Genomic DNA, 11,281 nt, shown 5'->3' on the forward strand with positions numbered 1-11,281 from the left:
GCGTCATCCTTGGTGAATGGCTCGCCTCGAACCCGCCGAGTACGTCGCGCTCGGCCGCAGAGCCATCGTGGAACTGCTCGACCACGAGAACGCCGCTGCATGGCGAGAAATCGAGGCCAAGATCGCTGACCAGACCTGGCCGGGCCTGCCGACACACGTCGACCCCAACCACCAGTCGACGGCCCGCCTGGAGCTCCAGCGAGCGGGTCAGATCGAGGAGGTCGCGAACGTCTCCCGAGGCGGCCGGGAGGTGTCCATCGTCGTTGCATGTCAGATCTCCCGCTCGCGCCCGGATCCCGGCAGTCGCGAGACCAGCGAGGTCTCGACTGCCGCCGGCACGATCCGCAGCGCCCGCAGGATTCGCAGGTAGACCCGTGCCTGGCGTCCGTAGTACCGAAGCAGCCAGTTGTGTCGGCGTACAGCCGTCTGAGAGGAATTCATGCCGACTCAACGCGCGGGCGATCACCGACTTGCAGCTCATGCCGTCCTCGCCAGCCCGGGACCTGTCGGCTCCGTCCGCCACGCGACACCAGCGCTGCGTCCGAGTCCCGACCTGCCAGCTGAGAAGTGCGGGTCCAGGCCGGCGGCCGCGAGGAACCAGCGACGCACCACCGGGTCGCGAAAGATCTCGCTAGGCGCATGACCGGCCGCGAGCCTGGCCAGAGCAGCAGGCTTCGCGGCTCCACCTCGTAGCAGCCAGGCAAAGCCTTCTCCCTGTGCCCTGGTAGCGCCAGCAGCAATGAGACGGGCAACTATCGAAGAGCGCTCGAACCGCGGGCCCTCGGAGGCGATCACGATGTACCGCCGTGCCTGCGCCATCGGTAGCCCCTGGCGGCTGAGTTCTATCGCGATCTCGTCCAGCAGCGTGCCGAGCTCGCTCGGGCCGGTGGTGTCTTGCTGCTCCGGAAGGTGCTGGGTCAACGGGTGACGCCGACTCCTCAGCGTGTTGGCACGCACGGCATCTGCCAGACGCCAGCGCACCTTGTTCGCCAGGTAGCCCCACGAAGGGCCATCTTGGGGCGGATCGGCAGCCAACTGCTTGCAGCGCTCCCACGCGACCAGACGAGCGATTTGCGCAGCCTCGTCCGCACCCAGCGCCATACGGAGGCGGCTCGGGATGTGGGCAACGATCCGCTCCTCGATACCTCGCGCGAGTCGCCTGGACGGATCCGGCGCCCAGCTCGAATCGGCCAGGTCAGTCAGAAGTTCCTGTAGCTCGACAGTCATTGGCATCTCCAGCTCACTGTTGTGATTGGTTGCCACCAATCTCGTGAACCTGAGTCGCCTTCAGAACCTGGATCCAGCGATCAAGGAATCCTGGAATCTCTCTGCAATTAGATGCCGCAGGCATCGACCATCTCGTCAGAGGTCGGGGCTGGGTGGCGGATGGTCGACAGCACTCGGCGACGCCGAGCCAGACTGTGCACGGTGACGCGACACCGCGCTCACCGCAGTGAGCAGCTCCCTCGAAACGGTCTGCTCGTCCAACTGCAACAGCCGCGACAGCCGGATCACCTCGCCTGCGACCCGATCCTTGGGCATCTTGGTGACCAACGGCAGGACGGCGCGAAGTGCACTCACCCGGCCATTGATGTGATCCAGCACCCGCGACCACCGCGACAACTCCGTGTCGATCGCAACATCGACCAACGGACGCGCGAAACTCAACGCGCGGCTGAGGCGATCGGCTCCGTACTCCGAGGCGAACAACGACGACGGATCATGGCCAGCCGGGAGCTCAGCGCACAAGACCTCGCGAAACGTGGCCGACAACGGGGCCAGCCATCGGATCGCAGCCGACCTCCCGGCCGCGTCCCCATCAGTCGCCACGATCACAATGTCCGACGTCGCGCCGTGTCTCACCAAGTTGCTCTGTTCAACCGACAGCCGCGTGCCGGCAACAGCGAGTCCAGCCCATCCGCACCGGGTAAGCCGGCTCAACCAGTCAATCGCCAAAGCATCGGTCGGCCCCTCGACCAGCACGGGAATGCCACCCCTCGCCAGGAGTTTCCTCTGCTCCCCCAGGCCAACGAGTGTCTTCGACTTCTCGTAGATCGGCGTGGTCGGCGTGTTCAAGTACTTGACCAACTGCCCACGTCCCCTGCCGACAAAGCCAACTCCATCGGACGCTCTGTCATGGGCGACGAACATCAGTCGGTCCTTGAACTGATCGATCATGTAGCCGTTGTGCGTGACCTTCGCCAAGCCGGCGTCAAGTAGGACGTTGTCGTCGAAGCCCTTCCGGCGAAGGTGATCGATCAGACCCGACCACGCATCGGGCGCGTACCCGACCGGCCAACTCGAGTTGAACGCCAGCACATGATCGAGCCGCCGCGTCCGGAGGTACTCGACGGGCCAACTTGGTCTCTTCACCAACGCCCGACGATAGAACGCCGCAGCTTCGCGGTGGGCCTCGATCAGCTTTGCGCGCTCAGTCACTGCCTAACCACCTGCACTGCTTGTCGCGACCATCCTCGCCAGCGCGCATAGCTTCCTCCTGCCCTTCGACCAGTCGGGTATCAACCACCAACCGTGCCGATCGAGCCCATGCGACAGAACCGGGATCTCGATTCAAGGAGTCCTGGAATCAGGCGGCAGTCGCACAGACACTCGGAAATCTGTTGATGCCGCTAGCCCGCATCGCCGGTCGCAGTCCGCAAGAGGAACGCGAATCTCAACCGGTGCGCTGAGTCAGCGCCCGCGGGAGGAGGGACCGTAGCAGTGAGCTCGGACTGAAGGAGATGCCTTCGTTTGGCTCGGCGTCGACGACGTCACGTCGGTCGGTGGCGGTGTCCAGTACCTCTGCGAACCTGCGATCGATCCGATCCAAGAGTGACAGCAGCCCGACTCAGGCTCTGGCGATCACCAGCCTGCGGCCCGCTGCAATCAGGCACCTACAAGCTCTACGATGCCCAGCCTCGACAGGTAGCAGCTCACTTCACCCACTCCATCGGTGCCACCGAGGTCGAGAACGGTCGTCTCACAATGCGACTGCAGACCGCGGTCGCACATGAAACACCGCCCGCACGCGATCCCGAACGGGATGACCACCCGGTCCCCCGCCCTCAGGTTCGTCACCGCCGCACCGGTCTCGACCACGATGCCCATCGGCTCATGCCCCAGCACGTCCCCCGGTTCGAGATACGGACCCATCACCTCGTACAGATGGAGGTCGGAGCCGCAAATGCCGGTCGAGGTGACCTCGATGATGGCATGCCCCGCCGGATTCTGACTCTCAGCTATATCGTTGCGGTGCCGAACGGCTCGTATCTAGCCATGGGCCCTGCCGCCAACGAGATCGACGAACATCCCCAGCAGACCCAGCACGCAGATCCCGAAGGCAAGCAGGCCGAGACGTGCGACGGAGAGGTCAAGAACCAAGTAGAGAATGGGCGCGAGGGCCCAGGCTGCTCCCCCGAGCCGTTCCGCGCCCTTGCCGAAAACGACACCCGCTATCCCGCCGATCAGCCATACAGCCAGAGCAATGCCGCCAAGTACGGGAAGCAGCGGCTCGATTGCATCGAGCAGGGATCCAGAGGCGATCCAACGGACGCCGGTGACCAGCATGGTGATTACGCCAACAACCTCGGCGCCAATCCTAAGCGCCTTCAACTCCACCTTGAAAGGCATTCCTCCACCCCCACATCCAACGCGACGCCGCCCACGCGGTTCGGGATCGAGTCCGCAACGGTCAGGTCTGTCGGTTGCTTCACTCCAAACCCTCCATCAGGCTGCGGGACCGTCTTGCGAGGGCCTTTGTGTACCTGGAGCACCGAACACTCCGGTTGATACGGGTGTCGGCCGGCCGCCGCGCTGATCCATGTTGGTGTTCTCCCGTCTTGCGGTGCGACGAATATCCCCGCTCTCTTTACCATCGGTTCACAGGTCCCGCGCCCACATCGTTCGACGCGTACACGGCGCGCGACCGACCCGTTTCACCGGTCCCAGCCCCGACCAGGCCTCGGTGCGTGGTTCACGCCTGCGCTGATGCAATAGGATTTGTCCTACTGCAAGCGTCAAGAAGCCGGCGTCAGGACTGCACCCCTTGTCTCGCGAGGAGATGACGGATGACCGACCAACCCGGCGACTTCGGTGAGCTCGCCATGAACCTGCACAACCAGAGCAACGTTCTGGCCACAGTGGATGGCGTCCTGCAGTTCGCGGTCGAAGCACTGCACTACGACCACGCCTCAGTGCTACTGATGCAACGCAAACACGCTCAAACCGTTGCCGCGACCGACGAAGTGATCACCAGCGCGGACCAGCTCCAGATCGACCTCGGCGAAGGGCCAAGTCTGCTGGCCATCACCGATCATGACGACGTGCTGGTCGAGGACACCACCACCGACACCCGCTGGCCCAAGTGGGCGCCAACCGCCGCCGCCAACGGGATCCGCAGCGCGCTGGCGATCCGGCTGTTCACAGCGCACTCCACCAGCGGCGCCTTGAACCTGGTCTCCTCGGAGCCTTTCGTCTTCAACGAGGGCGACCGCGAAGCAGCCCACTTGCTCGCGCTGCACGCCTCAATCGCGATCTGTTCGGCTCGGATGGAGGCCAATCTGCATCAAGCCGTCGACTCGCGCAAGGAAGTCGGTCAGGCGGTCGGCCGGCTGATGCAGCGGTACGGGCTCAGCGCCGTCCAGGCATTCGGCGTGCTTCAGCGCTACTCCCAGACCCGCAACCAGCGCCTGCGCGAGGTCGCTCGCCACGTCATCGAGACCGGAAACCTCCCCCAGTAGCCTCCTGCTTCCAGGCGACATCTTGAGGGGTTCAGTCAAGGTATCCCGCTCAATTCGTAGCGGGACCCACCAGGCATACCGTGCTGGCCGGGCAGACGTTCGCCCGCCCCGGCAAGCTCGAGCTGAACTGGTCGGTGGGTTCGGCGGCAAGTTGCCAGTAGCCACAGTGTCACCTGACCGCATGGAGCTGGTCCGCTCCGGCGTGACCAGACAACAGCAGCCCGGTCAACGGGTCAGCCGATGTGCGAGTCAGGCGTAGACGACACAGGCCCGTTGGTGCAGGTTCGGCAGCAGCGCACAGCTGCTACCGAACCTGCACAAAATCTATGGTGGCGGGGTTAGACATGGCCGGGTGAATTGTGTAGTGTTCCTCGTGTCGACAGAGGAGAACAGCGAAGCTGACGTGGACAGCTAACGATCTGTCCAAGAGTGTGTTCGTGAAGGAAGTACGACGGCGGACTCCGCCGGGCCGATCAGTGAAGGGGCTCGGGTTTCACGCCAGGATCCGATCAGAGTCACTGGAGCCGGTGGTCGAGAAGGGTTCCAGGCTTGACGGATGGAAGTAGCTGTTGCAGTTCGCAGTTGAAGTCGTAGGCAGTAGTTCGTAGTAGGTAGTTCGTAGTTCCGTACTCGCAGTTGGTAGTTGCAGTAGCAGTCGGTAGTTGTTGTTCGAGAGACAAGAAGGGACAGGATTACACCGTCGGATCGCCCGCCAGTGCCAGTACTTCGCCGGGCGGGTGCCGTGGTTCCATCAGATGGGAAGGTGGTCTTCGGTTACGCATTCAGCGATCCCCGCAGTGACAGCCTTCACGTGGCGCGCTGCGGACATGCAAGGCCGGCCTCACGGCCGGTAGATGGTGACAATCCACAACCCCTGGGCCCCGGTGCTTCGGCACCGGGGCCCTTCGGCATGGAGGTGCGATGACCCAAGACCTGCACACGGAGACCCCGATGAGTTCAACCCCGACAACCGGGCCGGCCAACTTCGACGACGACGAATACCCCGCCTTCACGATGGGCCGGGCCGCCGAGATGCTCGGCACCACGCCGGGGTTCTTGCGGAGCCTGGACGAGGCGAAACTGATCACCCCGCAACGCTCCGACGGGGGACACCGCCGCTACTCCCGCTACCAGCTGCGCCTCGCGGCCCGGGCCCGCGAACTCGTCGACCAGGGCACCGCCCTCGACGCGGCCTGCCGGATCATCATCTTGGAAGACCAACTCGCCGAAGCCCTGCGGATCAACGAACAGACGAAGGAACAGCACTAGCAGCGACGATCCCGGATCGCTACTGAACTCAGCCTCGACTCGTTCAGTGAAGGTAGCCGTCCCGCTTCAGCTCGACCTCGAACCACCCGGCGTGCCAGGGGGTCCGGCAGCTGTTCGACAGCCCGTGCCACCTCCTAGCCGACCGGCCCGAGTAGATCGGGCGCGCTTGCCCACCGTCGCAGTGTTGCTCTAGGCAAGCTTCTGGTCCAGCCAGACACCTACCTGGGCATGCTCCGGCAATGCAGGAGATCCTCGACACTTCCCTGGCCGACGCCGGGGACGCATTCATCGCCGATTCGGGCTGCTGCTAGCGGCAGCGGAGAACCGAGCATCCGATGTCCTGCGGCCAGCCGGCCTCGTGGCGTGAGGTGCGGCAGTACCTCATCGAAAGCGCATCGGACTTGCCGCACGGACCTCCGATCTGTACGACAAGCAACTGCGCGTAGGAGAGGTCCCGGCTCTGTCTCCTCCGGCGTGGCTGACGGATGCGCCAGTACCGCTGGACACCTCACCCTCCGCTGGACCGCAGGTCCTCCTGTACGAGCTCGTCGATGTGTGCCGGATTCGCCCAGTTGCGGAAGCCGGGCAGGTCTCCGTCGGCGCCGCATTCGCGGTGTTCTCGGCGGTCGGCTGACCGTTCATCTGCAGGATCCCGCAGCCCGGTTTGCCGATCGGGCCGCGCAGCAGGTGCAGGTTGTTCACCTGGCACGCCGCCGCGGTCGCCTGATGGGATTGGTAGAACCCCTGCAGGACCGTCGACAGCACGCGCTCCGAGGTCCCGAAGATCTCCGCCGCGCGGCGGATCTCCGTCGCGGGCACCGCGCAGATCTCGGCGACCCGCTCGGGCTCGTACTCCGCCACGGTCGCCGCGAGTTCGTCGTACCCGAGGGTGTGCGCCTCGACGTACCCGCGGGCCACCCAGTCGTGCTCGATGAGCTCATGGAGGAGGCCCTTAATCAGCGCCTGGTTCGTCCCCGGCAGCGGAGCCAGATGTACTCCGCCGGTGCGCTCCGCGGTCTCGGCGACTGGGGTGGAGCGCGGGTCCACCGCAACGATCACCGGGGGGTCGGTGCGCTCGACCCGGTCGAGCACGCGCGACCACAGCACAGTCTGCGTCGCCGCCATGTTCTGGCCGAACAGGAAAATCGCGTCGCACGCCTCGATGTCGTTGTAGCTGCCGGGTTGCCCGTCGGACCCGAAGGTCTCCTTCAGCGCGGCGGCAGCGGTCGCAGTACAGAGCCTGGTGTTGCCGTCCATGTGCGGTGTCCCGAGCCCGGCCTTGCCGATCACGGCTAGCGTGTAGTACTCCTCCAGGAAGAGCTGCCCGCTGGTGTAGAACCCTTGCGCCAGCGGCTGACGCCGCTTCGACTCCGCCACGATCCGGGACATCGCCGTGTCCCAGTCGGTCTCGACCTGTCGTCCGTCCTGCCGGATCAGCGGTGTCGTCAGCCGGTCCTGGTCACTCCACTGCCAGGAACCACAGAGGCCCTTCGGCCCGAGCCGCCCGTGGTTGATCCGGTCCACCGCTCTGCCCCGCACGCCGACCATCCGGCCGTCCTTGACCGCGATGTCACACGCGCACCCATTGCTACACAACACGCAAGCCGACTGAACCCACCGATCGACCTCATCCTCGGCTACGCCGTCCGCCAGCCGCCGACGATGCCGATGGTCGCGTCGTTGCCGGCTTGGCTGGTGGCCTCGTCGGTACTGGTGTTGGTGGCGACACCGACCGCGGTCTCGGCGGCCGCAACCAGCGCGGCCAGCAACACGGCAGTGCCGGTGGCAGTCAGCCATCCGAAGAATGCCGATCCGGGCTTGACCCCGCCGTACTCGGTCTTCTCCCGGTCCACGACGCTGACCCGATCGCGCGCCATGGCGTGCTCCCGGTCGAGATCCCGGTCCCCGCCGCGATCGGGCTGTGCCGAAGTACCGCTATCGGCTCGCGCTTCCGGCTGGTCGGGGTGGGTCCCCGCCATCTGGTCGGGCACGGACCGGTCGGTGTCTGATTCGTTCCGAGGTCCACCCTGGGGCCTGCGGTGCTCATGGTTGCTCCTCATCAGTTGATAGGTCCGGGGCCTACCGCCGCTGGCAGCGGACCCCGCACGCGGGTGCGGGTCAGCTGCCGAGGCCGCCGGGGAGCTTGCCCAGGAGATCTTTGGGGTCGATGCCGAGCTTGTCGAGCTTGTCCTTGTCCTGGTCGGTGTCGATCTGGTCTGGCAGATCGGATTCGGCCTGGCTGGCGCTGTTGTGGTCGCCCTTGTTCTTGAGCATGTCGATGATCTGCGACTTGTCGATCTTCATCGTGATCCCTTTCGTGTGGGTGCCGGTTCGGCCTTCGCCGGCGGCAGCCGACGCCGCGGACACCGGCATGTACAGGTAGTTGCCCAGGTGATCTCGTGCGGGCAAGTGAGTGCGGGGCGCCCCACCAGCCCGCTGACATGTACGCGCGGGGGCCTCGCGTCCTAGCTCTACGCGCTCCACCGAGCGATAACCCACCGGGAGATCGTCGACGGTCCACGAGCCGCAGCCAACAGGTCGGCGAGGCGACGATTCGAGAACTGCTGCGCGAACCGCCAGCAGCTGTGATCGTCGCCGTAGAACACGATTCGCTGTTCGCACGAGGTCGATGAGCGAAGTCTTCTGAGGGGCATGCACCGTCAGTTCGCTGCAAGTGCTTGGCGCGCCGCGTGCATGGACTCCAGGACCACGCGGTCGGACTCTGTCCTGAAAGCGGTCAACTTGCGCGGTCGACGTCGGCCAACGGCGTGACGGGGTACAGCTGTTGTGAATAGCGATTTCATGCCGCCGTCCTTGGCGCGTGCTGAGAACTATCCGGACCATCTGGGTGCGGCCGGAAGCGCCTTGCACGTGGCGAGATCGCGGCGGGAAAGGGGATCGAAAGTGACAGACGACCGCCGGCGCCCAGAGCCGATACAAGTGTTGATCGGTGGACGATGGATGAGCGCAAGGGCCCACGCCTTCCGCGAAGGCCCCCGCGGCGCGCAGGTTCTGATCGACTGCTACCAACGCCTGATCTGGGTCAACGCGGCCCGGGTTCGTCGCTTCCAAGCTGTGGACGAACCCGCTGACCGTACGGACCGCGCGGACCAGCCGACGACCTGGCCGTCAGACGTCGGCTCAGAGCGACCCCCCGACTGCTCATAGACATTCGCTCTCTGTTCCTGCGACCCTGCCCGATGATCTGCTGGCGGCAAGGGACTGCGGACATTCCAGGCGAATGCGGGTTCAAGACGCCGACCTCGCTGCGTCCCTCGCGGGTAGGGCGTCACAGGCCATCCGCACGTGGCGCGTCGAGAGGACGTGCGCGGTGCTCCGTACTGGCCAGTCGTGGATCGGTGGCGCTGAAACCCTGGGGGCTAAGGGGTTTCTGCGGTTGCGCGTTGACCTGGTACGACGACGCGGGTAACGTGCCCCACCCCAAGCGACGCCTTCGGAGTGACGGGGTGGGTTGTTCACCCACCTGGTTCGGCGGAGGTTCCCGTGTCTCACAGTTCAGCTTGGCGGCAATACGATTTTCGGCTCCTGCTCATCGGCCAGACCACCAGCCAGCTCGGCGCACAGGTCAGCGGTGTAGCAGTCCCACTCCTTGCAGTATTCGTCCTCCACGCGTCCCCGCCGGAGCTCGGCCTGGTGACGGCGGCGGGGACCGTCGCCTTCGCGCTCATCGGTCTGTCTGCCGGCGCGTGGATCGACCGGTGGCGTCGCCGCCCGGTCCTCATCGGGAGTGAGCTGGTCTGAGCAATCGCGCTGGCGACACTCCCGCTCTCAGCGCTGTTCGGTGTGCTGACCATGACCCAGCTGATCGCGGTGTCCTTGCTGGTGGGCATCCGCCGAGTCTTCTTCGAGGTGGGCTATCAGAGCTACCTGCCCTCGGTCGTCGGCGGCGACAGGCTGTTAACCGGGAACTCGGCGATGGAAACGGTCCGGGCGTCGGGTCAGGTGCTGGGACCGGGGATCGGCGGGTGGCTGGTGGCTGGTGGCGGCGATCGGTGCCGTCAACGTCGTGCTGGTCCAGGCGGTGTCGTCGGTGCTGTCCGCGGGATCTCTGCTGGCCATCAGGACTCGGGAACCCCGGCCGGAGCGCAGTACGGACCAGCCCCGGTTGCGGGCGCAGATCAAAGAAGGGCTGCTGTTCGTGGCGGCGACCCCGATCCTCCGAGGGATCGCTTTCACCAGCGCTGCGGGAAACTTCGCCTTCGCAATGGCATCCGCGGTCAACTTCATCTTCCTCGTCCGGACACTGTCCCTGTCGCCGCAGGTGATCGGCTTGCTGTTGGCCGCTGGATCGATCACCGCGATGGCAGGCGCTGCGCTGACGCCGGCACTCGCTCGACGGTTCGGTTCGGCTCGGATCGTATGGTTGTCCCTAGCCACGACCGGACCGGTCGGTCTGCTTTCACCCATGGCTCAGCCTGGATGGTCTGTGCTGCTCGTGGTTGTCGGTACTGCGGCAAGCGAGTTCGGCCAGATCGCCTACGCGATCAGCAGCCTGAGTCTGCGTCAACGCCTCGTCAAGAGCCCTTCGCGCTAGGGAAGCGTTGAGAAAGTCGCTCAGCGCGACTGCTGAACCAACCGTCCGACACTGCGCCGTCCACATCTTCCCTGACATGGCGACCACGCTGGCGCCTTCCAGGCTAGTACTCCAGCCGTAGTTCGTGATCTGGCGGTGTGGCGGTCCCGGACGTAGCGCAGCCACCGGTTGATGATCTCGGGTTGTGTGGACTCAAGACGGTCGCGCGGTGGCTGCGTGCCATAGCGTAGACCCTGATCGGTGGCGGCGTGGTTTCGACGAGTTGGTGGGGCGGATCGGGTCGCGGTTCGTCCGGGTTGAGCCGCGTCGGCGGGCCGGGTTGTTCCTGCTGGGGTTGCTGGCCGGGTTGCCGCGGGTGAACTGCTGGACGATCGCCGAGCACGCCGGTGAGGCGTCCCCGGACGGCATGCAGCATCTGCTGGCTCGGGCGGTGTGGGACGCCGACGCGGTGCGTGACGACCTGCGGACTTACGTGGTGGATCATCTCGGTGACCCGGGCGCGGTGCTGGTGGTCGATGAGACCGGCGATCTGAAGAAGGGCGTCCACACGGTCGGGGTGCAGCGCCAGTACACCGGGACCGCGGGCCGGATCGAGAACGCGCAGGTCGGGGTCTACCTGGTGTATGCCGCCACGGGTGGGCATGCGTTCATCGACCGGGCCTTGTATCTGCCGAAGTCGTGGACGATGGACCCCGAGAGGTGCCGTGCCGCCGGGGTT

General features: G+C 65.4%; 13 protein-coding genes. 6 read left to right on the forward strand and 7 right to left on the reverse strand.

The window, feature by feature from the left end:
- Positions 1 to 16 precede the first annotated feature (16 nt).
- Positions 17 to 370 (forward strand): hypothetical protein, encoded by a 354-nt coding sequence (locus ACFPJ1_RS12065; protein ID WP_380103652.1) that lies wholly within the window; start codon positions 17 to 19, stop codon positions 368 to 370.
- Positions 371 to 477: 107 nt separating this feature from the next.
- Here ACFPJ1_RS12065 and ACFPJ1_RS12070 read toward each other — a convergent pair whose 3' ends face one another.
- The 4 genes from ACFPJ1_RS12070 to ACFPJ1_RS12085 all read right to left on the reverse strand — a co-directional run bounded on the left by ACFPJ1_RS12070 (position 478) and on the right by ACFPJ1_RS12085 (position 3,630).
- Positions 478 to 1,227, reverse strand: a complete 750-nt coding sequence (locus ACFPJ1_RS12070; RefSeq protein ID WP_380103653.1) for a hypothetical protein — start codon at positions 1,225 to 1,227, stop codon at positions 478 to 480.
- 135 nt (positions 1,228 to 1,362) lie between these two features.
- Positions 1,363 to 2,439: a toprim domain-containing protein gene (locus ACFPJ1_RS12075; RefSeq protein ID WP_380103654.1), complete on the reverse strand. Its 1,077-nt coding sequence runs from the start codon at positions 2,437 to 2,439 to the stop codon at positions 1,363 to 1,365.
- Between the two features lie 447 nt (positions 2,440 to 2,886).
- On the reverse strand, positions 2,887 to 3,270 hold the full coding sequence (locus ACFPJ1_RS12080) for an alcohol dehydrogenase catalytic domain-containing protein (RefSeq protein ID WP_380103665.1): 384 nt from the start codon (positions 3,268 to 3,270) through the stop codon (positions 2,887 to 2,889).
- Positions 3,271 to 3,630, reverse strand: coding sequence for a hypothetical protein (locus tag ACFPJ1_RS12085; protein ID WP_380103655.1), 360 nt, complete (start codon positions 3,628 to 3,630; stop codon positions 3,271 to 3,273).
- A gap of 437 nt (positions 3,631 to 4,067) precedes the next feature.
- On the opposite strand from ACFPJ1_RS12085, the gene ACFPJ1_RS12090 reads away from it, so the two are divergent.
- Both ACFPJ1_RS12090 and ACFPJ1_RS12095 read left to right on the forward strand, forming a co-directional pair.
- Positions 4,068 to 4,739, forward strand: a complete 672-nt coding sequence (locus tag ACFPJ1_RS12090) for a GAF and ANTAR domain-containing protein (RefSeq protein WP_380103656.1) — start codon at positions 4,068 to 4,070, stop codon at positions 4,737 to 4,739.
- 951 nt (positions 4,740 to 5,690) lie between these two features.
- Entirely contained in the window at positions 5,691 to 6,008 is a 318-nt protein-coding gene (locus ACFPJ1_RS12095) for a MerR family transcriptional regulator (RefSeq protein ID WP_380103657.1), read from the forward strand.
- Positions 6,009 to 6,389: 381 nt separating this feature from the next.
- Here ACFPJ1_RS12095 and ACFPJ1_RS12100 read toward each other — a convergent pair whose 3' ends face one another.
- From ACFPJ1_RS12100 to ACFPJ1_RS12110, 3 genes are all read right to left on the reverse strand, one after another.
- Positions 6,390 to 7,607 carry a molybdopterin-dependent oxidoreductase gene (locus tag ACFPJ1_RS12100; RefSeq protein WP_380103658.1) on the reverse strand — a complete coding sequence of 406 codons (1,218 nt, stop codon included), beginning with the start codon at positions 7,605 to 7,607 and terminating at the stop codon, positions 6,390 to 6,392.
- 38 nt (positions 7,608 to 7,645) lie between these two features.
- Positions 7,646 to 7,999, reverse strand: coding sequence for a hypothetical protein (locus ACFPJ1_RS12105; RefSeq protein WP_380103659.1), 354 nt, complete (start codon positions 7,997 to 7,999; stop codon positions 7,646 to 7,648).
- A 127-nt stretch (positions 8,000 to 8,126) separates the two neighbouring features.
- Positions 8,127 to 8,312, reverse strand: a complete 186-nt coding sequence (locus tag ACFPJ1_RS12110) for a hypothetical protein (protein ID WP_380103660.1) — start codon at positions 8,310 to 8,312, stop codon at positions 8,127 to 8,129.
- Between the two features lie 1,200 nt (positions 8,313 to 9,512).
- On the opposite strand from ACFPJ1_RS12110, the gene ACFPJ1_RS12115 reads away from it, so the two are divergent.
- The 3 genes from ACFPJ1_RS12115 to ACFPJ1_RS12125 all read left to right on the forward strand — a co-directional run.
- Positions 9,513 to 9,770, forward strand: a complete 258-nt coding sequence (locus ACFPJ1_RS12115) for an MFS transporter (protein ID WP_380103661.1) — start codon at positions 9,513 to 9,515, stop codon at positions 9,768 to 9,770.
- 238 nt (positions 9,771 to 10,008) lie between these two features.
- Positions 10,009 to 10,563 (forward strand): MFS transporter, encoded by a 555-nt coding sequence (locus ACFPJ1_RS12120; protein ID WP_380103662.1) that lies wholly within the window; start codon positions 10,009 to 10,011, stop codon positions 10,561 to 10,563.
- A 265-nt stretch (positions 10,564 to 10,828) separates the two neighbouring features.
- The coding region (locus ACFPJ1_RS12125) for an IS701 family transposase (RefSeq protein WP_380103666.1) at positions 10,829 to 11,281 on the forward strand (453 nt) is incomplete at its 3' end.

This window comes from Kribbella qitaiheensis, from assembly GCF_042657745.1.
In the GTDB taxonomy this organism is placed as follows: Bacteria; Actinomycetota; Actinomycetes; order Propionibacteriales; family Kribbellaceae; genus Kribbella; species Kribbella qitaiheensis.

Bases quoted from the DNA above. Each gene is read 5' to 3' on its own strand.
- ACFPJ1_RS12065 (WP_380103652.1), top strand. From the start codon at position 17: ATGGCTCGCCTCGAACCCGCCGAGTACGTCGCGCTCGGCCGCAGAGCC.
- ACFPJ1_RS12070 (WP_380103653.1), bottom strand. From the start codon at position 1,227: ATGACTGTCGAGCTACAGGAACTTCTGACTGACCTGGCCGATTCGAGC.
- ACFPJ1_RS12085 (WP_380103655.1), bottom strand. From the start codon at position 3,630: ATGCCTTTCAAGGTGGAGTTGAAGGCGCTTAGGATTGGCGCCGAGGTT.
- ACFPJ1_RS12090 (WP_380103656.1), top strand. From the start codon at position 4,068: ATGACCGACCAACCCGGCGACTTCGGTGAGCTCGCCATGAACCTGCAC.
- ACFPJ1_RS12095 (WP_380103657.1), top strand. From the start codon at position 5,691: ATGAGTTCAACCCCGACAACCGGGCCGGCCAACTTCGACGACGACGAA.
- ACFPJ1_RS12110 (WP_380103660.1), bottom strand. From the start codon at position 8,312: ATGAAGATCGACAAGTCGCAGATCATCGACATGCTCAAGAACAAGGGC.